This is a genomic window from Streptomyces sp. bgisy100 (assembly GCF_057709105.1).
The window spans coordinates 65,593-81,870 of record NZ_JBYITE010000028.1 but is presented as its reverse complement, the minus strand read 5'-3'; the positions used below and the strand labels follow the sequence as shown (position 1 = coordinate 81,870).

The following is a 16,278-nucleotide window of genomic DNA, read 5'->3' as shown; positions in this document are numbered from 1 at the left end:
TCGACGCTGGTCGTCTCTCCCTGGTCGGGATCATCCCCGCGGGTGCGGGGAGCAGTCTGCGTGAGCTGCACTTTTATCAAGGGGCGACGCTTGTTTCAGCAAGGTTGAGAGAAAAGGGCATACAGGACAGAAAGGAACAGGTTCGCCTGAGAAGCCTCCATGCCACAGACTACGTGTTCACACCGAGGTTTCTCAGGTGAGGCCGCCAGGCCCCCAAGATGCCCCGACAGGGGGCGCGGCTCCCCATACTTCGCGTCGAGTCTGCAACCGGCACGCAAGGTCAGGCAGTTCATGGAAGGTGAGTGCGGTCAGTTCCAACTGCCAGGCATTCACCGGGGACAGACAACAGCAGCGGACAAGCCACGAAGCGCTGAAATCCGAACTTGCCAGAGTCACGATGCAGCGGCTCCCACCGCACAGCCGTCGCCCGTACGGGCCATCCGCGCATGCATGACCAGAAGGTCGTTCCGTTGACGAAGAAGCTACGGCGCCCGGTTGCCAAAGCGGCAGCGCTTGGATGCCTTGCTCCAGCCTGAAGAGGGTGACGAGTGAGCAGGGCGGTCCGAAGGACGGAAGATGAGGGTGAGGCCCTCATGGTCGACGGGATGCCACTTGTGGTCGTGCGCACGAAAGGCGTAGCCCTGTTCGGAGTTGGTCGAGTAGGCGAGCAATGCACGGCCGTTTCCAGCGTACTGCCGAACCTCGTCCCACAGGATGTCGCGAATGCGGGCGGACGGACTGCCCAGGAAGACACCGTGAGAGATTTCCAGAAGCCAGCGCGTAAGGAAGCCGCGCAGGCCGACCGGGCAGTGCGTGAGCACGATGACCGTCACCAGATCACGCCGTCCCGCCCAAGGGCGTCCTGCTCCCCGATGTCCTGAGCCAAGGTGTCGCCCTGACTGTCTCCGTGATCGCCGTAGTTGCGGCCGGCGGCCACCTCGCTGCCGCGGTCGGACAGGAGGGTGACGTGATCACCGTCGTTCGGCAGTCGACGCCTGTGGGAGCAAGCAGCATCTGAATATCGCGCACGCACCGGTCGAGCAGCCCGGTGCTGTTGATGCGGTCACGCAGCGCTCGTCGGGTTCGGCTGAACGGCATCCTCCGCCTGCACGAGTCTCCGAGCCGAGAAGCAGGCTGAGGCTACTTGTGTCGGGCCTCCGGCGGATCTCCCCGCCGTAGCGCTGCCGGAATTTCTCGACCATCTCGACGTGACCCGAGACGACCTTCCAGCGCTCCAACACCCTCTGCCCTCCGTCATCGATGTCCTCCGTACACAAGAGTCCCGCCGACATCGGCTCGTTCATCGTCCTGTCTCCAACCACCTCAACCGGCCAACCGGCACACGCCAGGACAGACCGTTTTGCCTCGCCGGACTCTTGGTGTACGAGACCGGGGTGCTTCCGGCGGGCTAGGCAGCCGCCAGTGGATCGCGTTCGGGCCCGTGGATCAGCCCGGGCACCATGCGGACAGACGCGCTGGCCGGAAAGAGGGTGACGCGCACCCCGAAGTCAAGAAGGATCTCCTTGCGCGCCTGCACGTCGGGCGCCGCGTACCAGCGATCGGCCACCGTCTCGCCGGTCGGGCGGCGGACCATGCCGGCCGGCCGTTGGGGCTCTTCCTCCAGGGCAGCAAGCTCGCGGCCCATGGCGGCGTAGCGTTCGCGGAACCACGTGGCGTCGTCGGTTGCGTCGTAGAGGCCGGCTTCCCTGTCGGCACGGAGCCGCTCCCGGTTGGCCTGAATCTCGGAGATGCGTTCCGGGATGCCGTTGCCCGGGTCGTAGACGGTCTCGTAGATCAACCCATCACCGAACCGCTGAAGGAACCACCCCTCGACGAACTCGTCCAAGATGCGGGCCCGGATCAAGGGAGCCGGCCGACACAACTGCGATGCCGGCCATCCCTTGTTCCGGGCAGTGCACACGTAGCGAGATGGAACATCTCGGGACGCCTGGGTGTATAGCCGGGAATGGCACTGGCCGCACACTGCCACTTCAGTCAGCAGGTACGGGCGCGTCGACTTCCTCCCCTGAAAGGGAGTACGGCGCGTTGACAGCGCGCCCTTGAGGGCGTCGTGTGTGCTCCGGTCCCATAGCCCCTCGCACAGGCGCACCGGGTTGCCGTCCTGGTCGATGACCGGCTTCCCCCGGTGCATCAAGTAGCCCAGGGCTGCCTCGGACAGCAGGATGTTGCGGAGGCTGGTGGGAAACCAGGGACGACCGCCGGCCGGCCTGCCGTACATGACGGCCAGGTGATCGGCGGGGGACAGCTCCCCGGCCCGGTTGAGCCGCGCCGCCTCGCTGCTGGCTGTGGTGTTCTCCGGGTCGGCCAGAATGCGACGCGCGACCTCCTGTAGCACGGTCGAAGCGTGAGGGTGCAGCTCCACATCGTCGATGCGGCCTCCCATGACATTGCGCATCCACTGGAAGCCGTAGGAGGGCCTGAATTTGGGCCGACCCGCTGCTCGGGTCTTGACGGTGGCACCGCGGTTGCGGCGCTGGATGGCGCGCAGTTCCATCTGCGCGCCCCACGCCTCAATGGTGAAACGGTTCTCGTCGGCCGGATCGTTCAGGTCCCAGGGACCTTCGTGGCCGTGGGCGACGAGGAACTCGCCCTCGTCCCGCATCTTGTAGCCGGTGTTCAGGCAGTCGACGACGTTGCGGCCGAGGCGATCGACCGCGGCGACAACGAGGCCGTCGTACGGGCCCTTCTCGTCGCGCAGCCACGGCCCGAGCTTCGGGCGCGTCATCGGGTCGGTGGCGCGCCCGAGACCTCCCAGTCGTCGGCCCAGCCGATGATGTGCCCACCGACGGCTTCAGCCGCGACCAGGACGTCCTCGCGCTGACGTTCCGGTGACGAGGTGGCCAGCTTCATCCGGGACAGGCGGCGCACACCGAGCAGGCACTTGCCGCACCCGTAGTAGGGGCGTTCGAGCATGTTCAGGTCCGTACCGCGCAAGATCTCTCCGTTTCGGCCACGCAGGGTACGGAGAATTAGCGGCCACGCCCTGAACGATCTTGCTCAGCCCAGGAAGCTCAGCCGCACCTGGCGGTGGGGGTTGTCCTTGTTGGTGTCCACCAGGCAGACCGACTGCCAGGTGCCCAGTTCCAGTCGGCCGCCGATGACCGGCAGGGTCGCGTGCGGGGCAACCAGGCCGGGGAGGACGTGGTCGCGGCCGTGGCCGTGGCTGCCGTGCCGGTGCTGCCAGCGGTCGTCGGCCGGCAGCAGGGTGTGGAGGGTGGCGAGGAGGTCGTCGTCGCTGCCCGCGCCGGTTTCGATGACCGCGATGCCGGCCGTGGCATGCGGGACGAAGACGTTGAGCAGACCGTCGCGGCCGCGGGCCGCCTGGCGGAGGAAGTCCTCGCAGGAGGCGGTGAGGTCGTGGACCGTCTCGGACGAGCCGGTGGAGAGGTCGATCAGGCGAGTGGTAAAGGCGTCGGACATGTCTCCATCCTCACTCACCTCGCGGAAAAACGCGTCCGCCTGGCGAGACGGCGATTGACCGTGTCGTGCGGGGCTCGCTACCTTCCTCGGCATGTTGCGTTCAGCCCTGCTCACCACGCGCGGTCACATCGACCTGCTGCGGGTGGCTTCCGCGTCCTGTCGCGGTCACTGACGCCTCGGGCTTCGCTTCCGCCTTCCGTCCGGTCCACATCCCGGTCATGGCGTCTGCCGTGTGCTGAGTGCAGCGCACGAAGTCCGGGCGGCCTGCATGCTCCGGGCGGCGCCCCCATCGGACGGACCTGATCGCCCAGGGGTGCACGCGTCCTCCATGGCTCCCGTTTCCCGGACGGCTGTGGTTGAGGCGGTCTCTTCGCTGCTGTTGCCCGACACCGCTCCCCTCCATCGCTGTGCCTCCGTCGTGCGCTGATCCGGCGTACGGGCGCTGAGGCACGGCGGTCGGTGGCCGGGCAGTGCCGAGTTCGCCCCGCCCCCGGCTCTCCGCCTGTCCATTCGCCCTTGCCCGTCGCTGCCCGTTCGTCCCCGGCGGCGGCTTTCCCCTCACCCTCTGCCCCGTGGAGTTCCCCATGGCCGCTGTCGCCGCGCCACCGGATATTTCGCCTATGTCAAGAGACCGGCCTGTCGAACTGGAGCCGGTCGTGCCTGTCTCGGGCCGCCGTCGTCCCGTGCCTCGCTGGGGGCGGCGGACCGTCGGTCCCGTCGGACTGCTCGTCCTCTGGCAGGTGTTGAGCAGTGCGGGAGTCCTTCAGCCGGACATCCTCGCCGCGCCCGGGACCATCGCGTCGGCCGCCGCGGACCTGGTCGCCGACGGGACGCTGCCGTCCGCGATGGCCGTCTCGCTGCAACGGGTCGCCGTGGGCCTGCTCATCGGCGGTGTCGCGGGCACGGGCCTGGCGCTGCTCTCCGGCCTGTCGCGGCTCGGGGAGGATCTGATCGACGCGACCGTGCAGATGCTGCGCACGGTCCCCTGGGTGGGGCTGATCCCGCTGTTCATCATCTGGATGGGCATCGGTGAGGCGCCGAAGATCGCGCTGATCGCGCTGGGTGTCGCGTTCCACCTGTACCTCAATGTCTACGCCGGGATCCGCGGGGTGGACGAGCAACTGATCGAGGCCGGAACGTCGCTCGGGCTGTCCCGCGCTGCGCTGATCCGGCATGTGGTGCTCCCGGGGGCGCTGCCCGGCGCGATGACCGGGCTGCGCTACTCGCTCGCGACCGCATGGCTGGCCCTGGTCTTCGGTGAGCAGGTCAACGCCGATGACGGCATCGGCTTCCTGATGAACCGCGCCCGGGAGTTCTTCCAGACCGATGTGATCGTCGTCTGCCTGGTCGTCTACGCCTTCCTCGGCCTCACCGCCGACATCGTCGTCCGCACTCTCGAAAGGCTGCTGCTGCAATGGCGACCCAGCTTCACGGGCCAGTGACCCGCACCGCGACCGACCGCACTGGTTCCTCCATCAGGACCGAGGACCCCGTCGCCAAGGCCTCCGGCATCGAGACCTCTGGCGTCGAGACCTCCGACATCGAAACCCTCGACGTCGAAGTCTCCGACACCGGAGCCCCCGTCACCGATGACACCGCCCTCAGTGACACCTCGCCCGGTGACACCGCTCCCCGTGACGCCGTATCCCGGGACGCCGCCTCCGGGCGCGCCGTCCCCGAGGACGCCGCGGTGCGGATCGAGGGGCTGAGCCGGTCCTTCGACGGGAAGCCGGTGATCGACGGGCTCGGTCTGACGCTGCGGTCCGGGGAGTTCACCGTGCTGCTGGGGCGCAGCGGCTGCGGCAAGAGCACGTTGCTGCGGGTCCTCGCCGGGCTGGACCGGGAGATCGAGGGCGAGGTGCTGGTGCCCCGGCGGCGTGCCGTGGCGTTCCAGGCGCCGCGGCTGATGCCGTGGAAGCGGGTCTGGCGCAATGTGCTGCTCGGCCTGCCGGGGCGTCCCGACCGTGCGGTGGCCGAGCAGGCGCTGGAGGAAGTGGGGCTGGGCCACCGGTCCGGGGCCTGGCCGAAGACGCTCTCCGGCGGTGAGGCACAGCGGGTCTCGCTCGCGCGGGCGCTGGTCCGGGAGCCCGATCTGCTGCTGCTCGACGAGCCGTTCGGCGCCCTGGACGCGCTGACCCGGATCAAGGCCCAGCAGTTGGTGGCCGAGTTGTGGCAGCGGCGGGGGTGCGCGGTGCTGCTCGTCACCCATGACGTCGAGGAGGCGCTGCTGCTCGCCGACCGGGTGCTGGTCATGCGCGACGGGGTCATCGCCTCGGAGACCCGCGTCGAGTTGGACCGTCCGCGGGCCGTGGGCGGACCGGAGTTCGCCGCGCTGCGGGCCCGGCTGCTCGCGGAGCTCGGCGTCGCGGAGCCCGGGACTCCTGCCGCCCGCGCCGCCTGACGCCCCACCCGGCGCCCCCGTCCCTGTCCCCCGGCCGTCACCGTCCTCACCCCTGCCGGCCTCGTTGCCTCGTTCACGGCCGGCCCCTCAACCGAAAGACGCACGATGAAGATTCCGAAGTCCGCGCTGCCCGCTCTGCTGCTCCCGCTGTCCCTGCTGCTGAGCGCCTGTGGCGGCGCCTCGACCGCCGTGGGCGGTGCCGGTGGCGGCGACACCACCGACGGGAAGGGGGACGTCACGCTGAACGTGGGTGACCAGAAGGGCGGGGCCGAGGCCGTGCTGCGCGCGGCCGGTGAGCTGGACGACCTGAAGTACCGGATCAAGTGGTCGACGTTCACCTCCGGTCCTCCGCTGCTGGAGGCGGTCAGTGCCGAGGCGGCGGACATCGGCGGGGTCGGCAACACGCCCCCGGTGTTCGCGGCCGGGTCGAAGTCGAAGATCAGAATCGTCGGCGCCTCGCACGGCACCACCGACGGCGAGGTGATCGCCGTGCCGAAGGACTCCCCGCTGAAGAAGCCGAAGGACCTCAAGGGGAAGACGATCGCCGTCGCCCAGGGCAGTTCGGCCCACTTCCAGCTGATCGCCTCCCTGAAGCGGGCCGGGCTGTCCGTGGGGGACGTCAAGATCAGCTATTTGCAGCCGGCGGACGCGCTGGCCGCGTTCAGCCGGGGCAAGGTCGACGCCTGGGCCATCTGGGATCCGTACACCTCGCAGGTGCTGCGGACGGCGAACGCCCGGGTGCTGAGCACCGGCAAGGGAGTGTCCAACGGCCTGAACTTCCAGGTCGCCTCACCGGCCGCCCTGAAGGACCGGAAGAAGTCCGCGGCCATCGACGACTACCTGAAGCGGCTGCGGCGGGCGCAGAACTGGGTGTTCCGGCACCCCGAGGCGTGGGCGAAGGTCTGGGCGAAGGAGACCGGCCTGCCGTACGAGGTGGCGCTGGACTCGGTCGAGCGCACCAACGGGACCCGGGTGACGGTGGCCGTCGACAAGCCGGCCGTGGCCTCCGAGCAGAAGATCGCCGACACCTTCGCCGCGCTGAAGCTGATTCCGCGGCGCTTCTCCTTCGCCGACTACGTCGACACCCGCTACAACCGCGGTCTCCCCGTGTCCTCCACCCAGCCCCGCAGCTACGGAAAGGCCCCGCGATGACGGTCCATCTGCACTGGTTCCTGCCCACCGGAGGCGACGGGCGGACGCTCGTCGACCGGCACGCCTACACCGACGGCGGGATCAAACGGTCCCGGATCACCCCGGTGAGCGGCGTCCGGGCTCCCGACATCGACTATCTCGCGCAGATCGCCAAGGCCGCGGAGCGGCTGGGGTTCGAGGCGGTGCTCACGCCGACCGGTACGTGGTGCGAGGACGCCTGGCTGACCACGGCCGCGCTGGCGCAGCACACCGAGCGGCTGAAGTTCCTGGTGGCCTTCCGGCCCGGGGTGATCTCACCGGTGCTGGCCGCCCAGATGGCGGCGACGTACCAGCGGATCACACGGGGGCGGCTGCTGCTCAATGTGGTGACGGGCGGGGATTCGGCCGAGCAGCGACGGTTCGGCGATCACCTGGACCACGACCAGCGGTACGCCCGGACCGCCGAGTTCCTGTCGGTGGTGCGGGGCGCCTGGAGCGGCCGGCCGTTCGACTTCGAGGGGGAGCACTACCGGGTCGAGGGCGGGCTGACGGCGCTGCCGCCGGACCCGCTGCCGGAGATCTTCTTCGGTGGTTCGTCCGCCGCGGCCGGGCCGGTCGCGGCCGGGCACGCCGATGTGTACCTGACCTGGGGCGAGCCCCCGGAGCTGGTGCGGCAGAAGATCGACTGGATCCGGGGGCCGGCGGAGGAGCGGGGGCGGACGGTCCGCTTCGGCATCCGGCTGCACACCATCAGCCGGGATTCAGCGCGCGAGGCGTGGGCCACCGCGGACCGGCTGCTCGACGATCTCGACCCGGAGACGGTCGCGGCCGCTCAGCAGGCGCTCGGGCGCAGTGAGTCGGTGGGCCAGCAGCGGATGCTGGCGCTGCACGGCGGGTCGCGCGACGAGTTGGAGATCTCGCCGAATCTGTGGGCCGGGGTCGGACTGGTGCGCGGGGGCGCGGGCACGGCGCTGGTGGGCAGCCACGCGGAGGTCGCGGACCGGATCGAGGAGTACCACGCGCTCGGTGTCGATCACTTCGTGCTGTCCGGTTATCCGCATCTGGAGGAGGCGTACTGGTTCGGTGAGGGGGTGACGCCGGAGCTGGCGGCGCGTGGTCTGCTCGCGGCGCCGCCGTCTCCGCTGGAGCGGGTTCCGGCGGCGAACGGGCGTCCGGCGTCGGCGCCCGGCGGGGCTCCGTTGCTGGTGGCCGGGGGTCGCTGAGCCGTTCCGGCCGGAGCGGGAAGGATCCGCCCGCCCCCTGGGTTAGTAGAAACATGAACGACTCTGGGGTGCGTGCGGTGGACGTGGCCGTGGTGGGCGCCGGGCAGGCGGGACTGTCCGCCGCCCACCACCTGCGCCGGGCCGGATACGAGCCGGACCGGGACTTCGTGGTCCTCGACCACGCGCCGCGGCCCGGCGGCGCCTGGCAGTTCCGCTGGCCCACGCTGACCTACGGCAGGGTGCACGGCCTCCACGAGCTGCCCGGGCTGCCGCTGGCCGGCGCCCGGGAGGACCTGCCCTCCGCCGAGGTGATCGGCGACTACTTCGCCGTCTACGAGCACACCTTCGACCTGCGGGTGCACCGGCCGGTGGACGTCCGCGCGGTGCGGGAGGGCCCGGACGGCCGGCTGCTGGTGGAGACCACCGAGGGCACCTGGTCGGTACGGGCCCTGATCAACGCCACGGGCACCTGGGACCGCCCGTTCTGGCCGCGCTATCCGGGCCAGGAGTCCTTCCGCGGGCGCCAGCTGCACACCGCCGGCTACCGCGGTCCGGAGGACTTCGCCGGTGAGCGGGTGATCGTCGTGGGCGGCGGCACCTCGGCCGTCCAGAACCTGATGGAGATCGCCGAAGTGGCGGCCGGGACGACCTGGGTGACCCGGCGCCCCCCGGTCTTCCGCGACGGGCCGTTCGACGAGGACCGGGGCCGGGCGGCGGTGGCGCTGGTCGAGGAGCGGGTCCGCAGCGGCCTGCCGCCGCAGAGCGTGGTCTCGGTGACGGGCCTGCCGATGACCGAGGCCATGCGGCGCGCCCGCGAGCAGGGAGTGCTGGTCCGGCGGCCCATGTTCGAGCGGATCACCCCCGAGGGGGCTCTCTGGGCGGACGGTGGGACCGTCGCGGCCGACACGATCCTCTGGGCGACCGGCTTCCGTGCGGCCATCGACCACCTCGCGCCGCTGCGGCTGCGCGAACCCGGCGGCGGAATCCGGATGTCGGGCACCCGCACCCTGCGGGACCCGCGGGTGCACCTCGTCGGCTACGGGCCGTCGGCCAGCACCATCGGCGCCAACCGGGCCGGGCGCGCCGCCGTCCGCGAGATCCGCGACCTGCTGGCCGGGGCGGAACCCGGCGCGCCCGCACCCGCTCAGGTGTCCAGTGGCTTCCTCGAGGTCTCCGGCAGCGCCAGGTAGACGCCGAAGGAGACCAGGCACAGCACCGCGACGTACCAGGGGAACCAGTCGGGGTGGCCCGCCTGGGCGAACCAGGTGCCCACATAGGGTGCGGTGCCGCCGAACAGCGCCACCGTGAGGGAGTAGGGGAAGCCGATGCCCGCGGCCCGGACCCGTGCGGGGAAGATCTCGGCGTTCACCGCGGCCGCGACCGAGGTGTAGCCGGTGAGGAGCACCATGCCCGCGCACTGCACCAGCAGCAGGGAGACGAAGGCGTCGGTGACGAGTCGCAGCAGGGGGACGGCCAGCAGCGCGAAGCCGAGGGAGAAGCCGAGCAGCAGCGGCTTGCGGCCGATCCGGTCCGAGAGCAGGCCGCCCAGCGGCTGGAGCAGGGCGAAGAACGCGAGGGAGAGGGTGCCGACGAGCAGTGCGTCGCCCTTGTCGAAGCCCGCGTTGACGGTGGCGTAGGTCGGCAGGTAGGTCGTCCACGTGTAGTACGCGATGGTGCCGCCGGTGGTGATGCCGCAGATCAGCAGGGACGCGCGGGGGTGGTGGCGGAGCGCTTCGAACAGGCCCGGCCGCGGGGCGGACCGCTGTTCGGCGCTGCGGGTCTCCTGGGCGCCGCGCCGGATCCAGAACCCGACCAGGCTGATCACCGCACCCAGCGCGAACGGCACCCGCCAGCCCCAGGCAGCCATCTGATCGTCCGTCAGTTGATGGGCGAGGAGTGCCGCGACACCGGAGGCGACGAGCTGGCCGACGGTCGTCGAGACATACTGGAAGCTGGAGAACAGGCCACGCCGCCCCGGTCCGGCCGACTCCACCAGGAACGTCGTGGAGGCGGCGAACTCGCCGCCCACCGACAGCCCCTGGAGCAGCCGGGCGGCCACCAGCACCACGGGGGCGAGCAGTCCCGCGGAGGCGTAGTCGGGGGTGAGCGCGACGAGCAGGCTGCCGCCGCCCATCAGCAGAATGGTGACGGTCAGCGCCGCCCGCCGGCCGTGCCGGTCCGCCACCGCTCCCATCAGCAGCCCGCCGACCGGGCGCATGAAGAAGCCGACGGCGAAGACCGCGAAGGTGGACAGCAGCGGGACGAGCGAGTTCCCGGAGCCCGGCGGGAAGACCTGGTCCGCGAAGTAGACGGCCAGGAAGGAGTACGCGTACCAGTCGTACCACTCGACCGCGTTGCCGACGGAGGCCGCCGCGAGCTGGCGCACGGCGGAGCCCCGGGAGCCGGTCGCGGGGGCGTCGTGCCCCGGAGCCGCATGTCCTGTGCTTGTCATGACCCTGGACCTCCCCGGGCGGGGAGTCCCGCACACCCGTACGGACAACCACGATCCGGAACGCCGTGGGCCGGGACGTACGGCGTTGCCTGCCGGACCTCCGCAACGGGAGCCAGGCGGGCTGTTGTTGACCCGGTGGGGCTGTGCACCGATGGGCCGCTCGCACCGGCGGCTCCTCAGCCCGGCGGCACTGTGAACCGATGGGGCTGTGGACTGCCGTGGCTGCGGACCGACGGTGTCGCGGGCCGGCGGTTCCGCGGGCAGCCGAGGCTTCGTGCTCCGCGCCCGAGCCGGATTCAGGTGGCGGCCGGTGCCCACAGCTGCCCGCTGGGGACGAATCGGGCGTCCGCGTCCCGGCGGAGCAGGGCGGCGTACCGGCCGTCCTGCGCCAGGAGTTCCTCGTGGGTGCCCTGCTCCGCTATCCGCCCGGCGTCGAGCACCACGATCCGGTCGGCGTCGCGAACGGTGGAGAGCCGGTGCGCGATGGTGATGGTGGTCCGGCCGGCGGACAGCGCGTCGATGGCCTGCTGCACGGCGTGTTCGGTCCGGGTGTCGAGCGCGCTGGTGGCCTCGTCGAGGATGAGGACCGGCGGGTCGCGCAGGATGGTGCGGGCGATGGCCAGGCGCTGCTTCTCGCCGCCGGAGAAGCGATGGCCCCGCTCCCCCACCAGGGTGTCGTAGCCGTCGGGCAGACCGGCGATGTGGTCATGGATCTGCGCGGCCCGCGCCGCGGACTCGATCTCGGCGTCGGTGGCGTCGGGTTTGGCGAAGCGCAGATTGTCGGCGACGGAGGCGTGGAAGAGGTAGGTCTCCTGGGAGACGACGCCGACCGCGCGCGCCAGGGTGTCGAAGTCGAGATCACGGACATCCGTCCCGTCCAGGGTGACCCGGCCTGCGGTCACGTCGTACAGCCGCGGGACGAGATGGCCGAGCGTGCTCTTGCCGGAGCCGGTGGGGCCGACGACGGCCAGGCTGCTGCCGGCGGGGACGGCGAGCTCGACGGCCCGGAGCGTGTCCGCGCCCTCGGCCCCGTAGCGGAAGTGGACCGCCTCGAAGCGCACGTCGCCGCGGACGGCGGGCAGGCGTACCGGGTCGGCCGGTTCGGCGATGTCCACCGGCAGGTCGAGGTACTCGAAGATGCGCTGGAAGAGCGCCAGCGACGTCTGCATCTGCACTCCGGTGGAGAGCAGGCTGACCGTGGGGCGGAACAGCCCCTGTTGCAGGGAGACGAAGGCGACCAGGGTGCCCAGGGACACCATCGGACCGCCGAAGTGCTGGGCCATGCCCGCGGCCCAGTAAATGACGGCGGGCATCGCGGCCATCACGATGCCGATCACGGCCATCCGCCAGCGGCCCGCCATGCTGGAGCGGACCTCCAGCCCGACGAGACGTTCCGACTCCTCGGCGAAGTCCCGCGTCAGCGAGTCGGCGCGGCCCATGGTGCGGCCGAGCAGGATCCCGCTGACCGACAGCGACTCGGTGACCATCGCGGCCATCGCGGCCAGCTGCTTCTGCCGCTGCGCGGTGATGCGCTTGCGCTCCCGGCCGACGCGCCGGCTGATCCAGACGAACAGCGGCAGCAGGGCGAGGGAGACCACCGTCAGCCGCCAGTCGAGGGCGAGCATCGCCACCACCGTGGCGACGACACTGGTGAGGTTGGAGACCAGCGAGGTGGCGGTGGACGTCACCGTGGCCTGCATGCTGCCGATGTCGTTGGCGATCCGGGACTGCACCTCGCCGGTCCGGGTGCGGGTGAAGAAGGCCAGCGACATCCGCTGGAGCCGGGCATAGACGGCGGTGCGCAGGTCGTGCATGACGCGCTGGCCGACCGTGGTCGAGATCAGGGTCTGCAGGACTCCGAAGACGCTGCTCATCACGGCCGCGGCGATCATGCCGAGCGCGAGCAGGCTCAACAGACCCGTCCGGGCCTGCGGAATGGCCGTGTCGAGCACTTCGCGCAGCATGAACGGCGACGCCACGGTGGTCAGCGACGAGGCGCCGACCAGCAGCCCGACCAGGGCGAGACGACCGCGGTACGGGCGGAACAGGCGGAGGATTCGACGTAGTTGAGCGGGCTGCTCGCCCTCCGGTGAGGGCGTATCGGCAGCCGTCCGGGCCGGCGGGTGCGCGGTCTGCGGGTGAAGCGGGTTCTTGTCGGGGTGCATGAGCTCCTTCGATGGGTGTCGACAGTCGTCGGCCGGCGCCTTTCCGGTGAGTGGGGGCGTCGTCCGGTGACGGCTCGCCGTCGAGGCGGGCGCGTCGCGGCTAGGACCTCCCCGGGACGAGCGCCCTTCGGGCGGGGCGCCCGGCCTCCACCCGCACACAGCCGGTGCCGGCGGGGTGGCCGAAGAGAGCTTAGCTCATTGTTACCTAAGCTCACAATGAACTTGGTCCTGATAGTCTGGCGGACATGCCCTCCTCGCCCGACCGCCCCGGTACCGACTCCTCCGGCACCGACTCCTCCGGCACCCTCGCCGAACAGCTCCTGCGGCTCACCCGGCGGCTGCACCGCGCACAGCAGCGGCACCTGGAGCCGCTGGGGCTGACCCCCGCGCAGTCCCGGCTGCTGCGGGCCGTGACGCACTTCGCCGAACCGCCGCGGATGGCCGATCTCGCCGAGCGGCTGGAAGTCGTGCCGCGCGCGGTGACGACGCTGGTGGACGCGCTGGAGGCGAGAGGTTCGGTGCGCCGCGTCCCGGACCCCGCCAACCGCCGGGTGGTGCGCATCGAGGTCACCGACGCCGGCCGGGCGACGCTCCGGGAGTTGCGCAGGGCCCGCCGCGCCGCCGCCGAGGAGATCCTGGCACCGCTGACGGCGGAGCAGCGCGAGGTGCTCGACGGCTTGCTGAGCGACCTGATGAACGGGACCGGCTGGCGCTGCTGACCGTCGGGTCCTGCAGTGCCCTCGGCCGGAGGATCACTGCGGCCGCAGACGTCTGCCGGACGACGGCTGGTACGCGTTTCCCCCCACCGCTCCCGACGCCGCCGGCCGTCTCCGGATTTCCACCGCACCCCCGGGGTGGATCCTGCCCGACGGCCCCGCAGATCCCGCCGGTGCTCCCCGCAATCCCGCCGACGCTCCGCCCAGATCCCGCCGCCGCTCCGCACCGGAGTCCATCAGCCCGGCGGGAGAGTCCAATTCGGATCTCTTGCGCATCACCAGCCCCACGCAGCAGGGTCCTGACCGAGGTTCACGCACCAGCCGCGCACATCCGCCTGCCTGGAGGTCCGATGAACGAGTCCGTACCCGCCCCTTCCTCCCATGACGAGATCCCGTCCCCGGTCAGCCGCCGCTCCGTGCTGTGGACCGCCGGTGCCGCCGGGGCCGGGCTCGGTCTGGGGCTCGGCGGTCCCGGCGCGGCGACCGCCTCGGCCGCCGCGCCCGGCGCCGCCGCGGACTCCGGCGACTGGCCGGAACGCCAGGGGAAGACCATGATCGGCGTGCCCTTCGAGCGCCGCCGCACGGTGCGGGTCGGGATCGTCGGACTCGGCAACCGCGGCGACAGCATGATCGATCTCTTTCTGGCGATACCCGGAGTGCGGATCGTGGCCGTCTGCGACCCGGTCAAGGCGAAGACCGAGAAGGCGGTCGCCAAGGTGACGGCCGCCGGCGGTCCCGCGCCGGCCGCGTATGCCCGGGGAGAGCACGACTTCGAGAAGCTGTGCGAGCGCGGCGACCTCGACTTCGTTTACGTCGCCGCGCCCTGGGACGGCCATTTCGCCATGGCCCGGTCGGCCTTGCGCAACGGCAAGCACGTCGGCGTGGAGTGCCCGCTGGCTCTGGAGATCGCCGAACTGTGGGAGCTGGTCGACCTCTCCGAGCGCACCCGGCGGCACTGCCTGCAGCTGGAGAACTGCTGTTACGGGCGGAACGAGATGCGGGTGCTGCGGATGGCGCACGCCGGGCTCTTCGGCGAGCTGCTGCACGGCGCGGGCGCGTACATCCACGACCTGCGGGCGCTGATGTTCTCCCCGACGTACTACGAGGGGCCGTGGCGGCGACTGTGGCACACCCGGCTGCGCGGCGATCTCTACCCCAACCACGGCTTCGGGCCCGTCGCCAACTACATGAACGTCAACCGGGGCGACCGCGCCGTGCGGATCAGCACCGTCGGCTCCCCCTCCCTGGGGCTCGCCGCCTACCGGGAACAGCACATGCCTGCGGGCGATCCGAGCTGGAAGGAGAGCTACGTCGGCAGCGACATGTCGGTCAGCCTGGTGCAGACGGCCAAGGGCCGGGTCATCCGGCTGGAGCACGCCGTGTCCAACCCGCACCCGTACAGCAGGCTGAACACGCTCGGCGGCACCAAGGGCGTCTTCGAGGACTACCCGGAGCGGATCTATCTGGAGCCGGAGAGGTCCGACGACACCTGGGGCGACTTCGGGGCGTACGCGGAGTGGGACCACTGGCTCTGGAAGGAGCACAGCAACCCGCCCGGCGGCCACGGCGGGATGGACTACATCATGCTGTTCCGGCTGGTGCAGTGCATGCGCCTCGGGCTGGTCCCCGACTTCGACGTCTACGACGGGGCGACGTGGACGGCGCCGGTACCGCTGAGCCATGCCTCGATCCGGGCCAAGGGTGCGCCGCAGGAGATCCCCGACTTCACCCGGGGGCTGTGGCGCGAGAGCCGGCCGGGGATGGATTCCGAGAAGCCGCAGGGGTGAACTCCGGGTCCCGGACCGGGTGTCCGGGACCCGCTCCCGCGTTCTGCGGTACCGGGCACCGCCCGGCGAGCTGCGGCGGCTCGGACCCCGGCGGCGTACGGGCGGGATCGGGGCGGCAGGAACGCGGGAGCCGGGGGCGCACCGGAAGGGGATCCCCCGCGTCCGGCAGGCGCAGCACCGGCAGCCCGCGTGGACCGCCGGCGGCTCGGGACGTCAGGCCTTCAGGCGGGCCTCGTCCCCCATCACGACGACCGGGTGCCGCGCCGGGTCCAGGGTGCTGAGGAGGTACCGCATGGCCGACTCGGGCACGCTCACACAGCCCGAGGTGCCGCTGCCGTGGTCCAGATGCAGCCAGATGCTGCCGCCCTTGGACTGTCCCTGCGGCCGGGTCGGATCGTTGGGCGGCGTCCCCTTCACCCGGTTGTAGTCGATGGCGATGACGTAGTCGAAGTCGTGCCAGTGGGTCCTGGGCCACTGGCGGGGGGCGGCGAACGCGGCCGAGCGGCTGTACGGGAGGGCAGCTCCCCGGGGTTCCGGAAGGACCCCGCCCGCGTCGGAGAGGGTGAACACCCCGACCGGGCTGCGCTTGTCGCCCTCGTGATGGTCCGTGGTCCAGCCGCGTTTGCCGTTGTGCCCGGACCACTGGCGCGTCCGGTTCCACGTCCCGTCGTCCTTGGTCCAGAGCACAACGGTGGCGTCGGCCGAGTCCGCACCGCGGCCGTGGACCGTGACGACCTGCCGGGACGCCGCCGGGATCCGCGACCGGAGCCGGGGGCCGACGTCCGGGATGCGCTTGGCGCGGTCGACGGACGAGGCCGCTGGAGCAGGGCGTGCTCCGTGGCCGTCGTGCTTTCTGCCGCCGCTGCCGCTGTTCCCGCCGCCGCAGCCGGCCAGCAGGGTCAGGCCGGCAACGGCGGCCACCGTGCGCAGAGTCCCCGGAATTCGCATGGAACACATGGTCG

Annotated in this window: 15 protein-coding genes and 1 pseudogene; 8 read left to right on the top strand and 8 right to left on the bottom strand. The window is 71.2% G+C overall.

The window, feature by feature from the left end; all coding sequences use genetic code 11:
- Positions 1–482 precede the first annotated feature (482 nt).
- From cas2e to AC3EQ1_RS19520, 5 genes and pseudogenes are all read right to left on the bottom strand, one after another.
- Positions 483–833, bottom strand: coding sequence for a type I-E CRISPR-associated endoribonuclease Cas2e (gene cas2e, locus AC3EQ1_RS19540; RefSeq protein WP_432095606.1), 351 nt, complete (start codon positions 831–833; stop codon positions 483–485).
- Positions 830–1,089 (bottom strand): annotated as a pseudogene (locus AC3EQ1_RS19535) (type I-E CRISPR-associated endonuclease Cas1e); the annotation flags it as partial. The pseudogene AC3EQ1_RS19535 and the gene cas2e, both read right to left, overlap by 4 nt.
- Positions 1,090–1,408: 319 nt before the next feature.
- The gene (locus AC3EQ1_RS19530; protein WP_432095605.1) at positions 1,409–2,746 is read right to left on the bottom strand and encodes a recombinase family protein; all 1,338 of its coding nucleotides are present in this window, start codon (positions 2,744–2,746) and stop codon (positions 1,409–1,411) included.
- The gene (locus AC3EQ1_RS19525; RefSeq protein WP_432095604.1) at positions 2,743–2,955 is read right to left on the bottom strand and encodes an integrase; all 213 of its coding nucleotides are present in this window, start codon (positions 2,953–2,955) and stop codon (positions 2,743–2,745) included. Before AC3EQ1_RS19525 ends, AC3EQ1_RS19530 begins: the two co-directional genes overlap by 4 nt.
- Positions 2,956–3,018: 63 nt before the next feature.
- On the bottom strand, positions 3,019–3,441 hold the full coding sequence (locus AC3EQ1_RS19520; protein ID WP_432095603.1) for a secondary thiamine-phosphate synthase enzyme YjbQ: 423 nt from the start codon (positions 3,439–3,441) through the stop codon (positions 3,019–3,021).
- Between the two features lie 91 nt (positions 3,442–3,532).
- Between AC3EQ1_RS19520 and AC3EQ1_RS19515 the strand changes: the two genes are divergently transcribed.
- From AC3EQ1_RS19515 to AC3EQ1_RS19490, 6 genes are all read left to right on the top strand, one after another.
- On the top strand, positions 3,533–3,613 hold the full coding sequence (locus AC3EQ1_RS19515) for a putative leader peptide (protein ID WP_432095618.1): 81 nt from the start codon (positions 3,533–3,535) through the stop codon (positions 3,611–3,613).
- A 412-nt stretch (positions 3,614–4,025) separates the two neighbouring features.
- The gene (locus AC3EQ1_RS19510) at positions 4,026–4,883 is read left to right on the top strand and encodes an ABC transporter permease (RefSeq protein WP_432095602.1); all 858 of its coding nucleotides are present in this window, start codon (positions 4,026–4,028) and stop codon (positions 4,881–4,883) included.
- A gap of 98 nt (positions 4,884–4,981) precedes the next feature.
- The gene (locus tag AC3EQ1_RS19505) at positions 4,982–5,842 is read left to right on the top strand and encodes an ABC transporter ATP-binding protein (RefSeq protein ID WP_432095617.1); all 861 of its coding nucleotides are present in this window, start codon (positions 4,982–4,984) and stop codon (positions 5,840–5,842) included.
- Positions 5,843–5,947: 105 nt separating this feature from the next.
- Entirely contained in the window at positions 5,948–6,994 is a 1,047-nt protein-coding gene (locus AC3EQ1_RS19500) for an ABC transporter substrate-binding protein (protein ID WP_432095601.1), read from the top strand.
- Complete coding sequence (locus AC3EQ1_RS19495; RefSeq protein WP_432095600.1) at positions 6,991–8,196, top strand: LLM class flavin-dependent oxidoreductase; 1,206 nt, start codon at positions 6,991–6,993, stop codon at positions 8,194–8,196. Before AC3EQ1_RS19500 ends, AC3EQ1_RS19495 begins: the two co-directional genes overlap by 4 nt.
- 53 nt (positions 8,197–8,249) lie before the next feature.
- Positions 8,250–9,386 carry an NAD(P)-binding domain-containing protein gene (locus AC3EQ1_RS19490; RefSeq protein WP_432095599.1) on the top strand — a complete coding sequence of 379 codons (1,137 nt, stop codon included), beginning with the start codon at positions 8,250–8,252 and terminating at the stop codon, positions 9,384–9,386.
- Here the strand turns inward: AC3EQ1_RS19490 and AC3EQ1_RS19485 are convergent.
- Positions 9,341–10,648 carry an MFS transporter gene (locus tag AC3EQ1_RS19485; protein WP_432095598.1) on the bottom strand — a complete coding sequence of 436 codons (1,308 nt, stop codon included), beginning with the start codon at positions 10,646–10,648 and terminating at the stop codon, positions 9,341–9,343. The two genes, AC3EQ1_RS19490 and AC3EQ1_RS19485, sit on opposite strands and share 46 nt — an antisense overlap.
- Positions 10,649–10,944: 296 nt before the next feature.
- Complete coding sequence (locus AC3EQ1_RS19480; RefSeq protein ID WP_432095597.1) at positions 10,945–12,813, bottom strand: ABC transporter ATP-binding protein; 1,869 nt, start codon at positions 12,811–12,813, stop codon at positions 10,945–10,947.
- A gap of 245 nt (positions 12,814–13,058) precedes the next feature.
- On the opposite strand from AC3EQ1_RS19480, the gene AC3EQ1_RS19475 reads away from it, so the two are divergent.
- Together AC3EQ1_RS19475 and AC3EQ1_RS19470 are read left to right on the top strand one after the other, a co-directional pair.
- Complete coding sequence (locus AC3EQ1_RS19475) at positions 13,059–13,532, top strand: MarR family winged helix-turn-helix transcriptional regulator (RefSeq protein ID WP_432095596.1); 474 nt, start codon at positions 13,059–13,061, stop codon at positions 13,530–13,532.
- A gap of 347 nt (positions 13,533–13,879) precedes the next feature.
- Positions 13,880–15,316: a Gfo/Idh/MocA family protein gene (locus tag AC3EQ1_RS19470; protein WP_432095595.1), complete on the top strand. Its 1,437-nt coding sequence runs from the start codon at positions 13,880–13,882 to the stop codon at positions 15,314–15,316.
- 213 nt (positions 15,317–15,529) lie between these two features.
- Here AC3EQ1_RS19470 and AC3EQ1_RS19465 read toward each other — a convergent pair whose 3' ends face one another.
- Positions 15,530–16,264 (bottom strand): L,D-transpeptidase family protein, encoded by a 735-nt coding sequence (locus tag AC3EQ1_RS19465; protein WP_432095594.1) that lies wholly within the window; start codon positions 16,262–16,264, stop codon positions 15,530–15,532.
- Between the last annotated feature and the right edge of the window lie 14 nt (positions 16,265–16,278).

Bases quoted from the DNA above. Each gene is read 5' to 3' on its own strand.
- AC3EQ1_RS19485 (WP_432095598.1), bottom strand. From the start codon at position 10,648: ATGACAAGCACAGGACATGCGGCTCCGGGGCACGACGCCCCCGCGACC.
- AC3EQ1_RS19510 (WP_432095602.1), top strand. From the start codon at position 4,026: ATGGCCGCTGTCGCCGCGCCACCGGATATTTCGCCTATGTCAAGAGAC.
- AC3EQ1_RS19480 (WP_432095597.1), bottom strand. From the start codon at position 12,813: ATGCACCCCGACAAGAACCCGCTTCACCCGCAGACCGCGCACCCGCCG.
- AC3EQ1_RS19515 (WP_432095618.1), top strand. From the start codon at position 3,533: ATGTTGCGTTCAGCCCTGCTCACCACGCGCGGTCACATCGACCTGCTG.
- AC3EQ1_RS19530 (WP_432095605.1), bottom strand. From the start codon at position 2,746: ATGACGCGCCCGAAGCTCGGGCCGTGGCTGCGCGACGAGAAGGGCCCG.
- AC3EQ1_RS19495 (WP_432095600.1), top strand. From the start codon at position 6,991: ATGACGGTCCATCTGCACTGGTTCCTGCCCACCGGAGGCGACGGGCGG.
- AC3EQ1_RS19470 (WP_432095595.1), top strand. From the start codon at position 13,880: ATGAACGAGTCCGTACCCGCCCCTTCCTCCCATGACGAGATCCCGTCC.
- AC3EQ1_RS19490 (WP_432095599.1), top strand. From the start codon at position 8,250: ATGAACGACTCTGGGGTGCGTGCGGTGGACGTGGCCGTGGTGGGCGCC.
- AC3EQ1_RS19520 (WP_432095603.1), bottom strand. From the start codon at position 3,441: ATGTCCGACGCCTTTACCACTCGCCTGATCGACCTCTCCACCGGCTCG.
- AC3EQ1_RS19475 (WP_432095596.1), top strand. From the start codon at position 13,059: ATGCCCTCCTCGCCCGACCGCCCCGGTACCGACTCCTCCGGCACCGAC.
- AC3EQ1_RS19465 (WP_432095594.1), bottom strand. From the start codon at position 16,264: ATGCGAATTCCGGGGACTCTGCGCACGGTGGCCGCCGTTGCCGGCCTG.
- AC3EQ1_RS19500 (WP_432095601.1), top strand. From the start codon at position 5,948: ATGAAGATTCCGAAGTCCGCGCTGCCCGCTCTGCTGCTCCCGCTGTCC.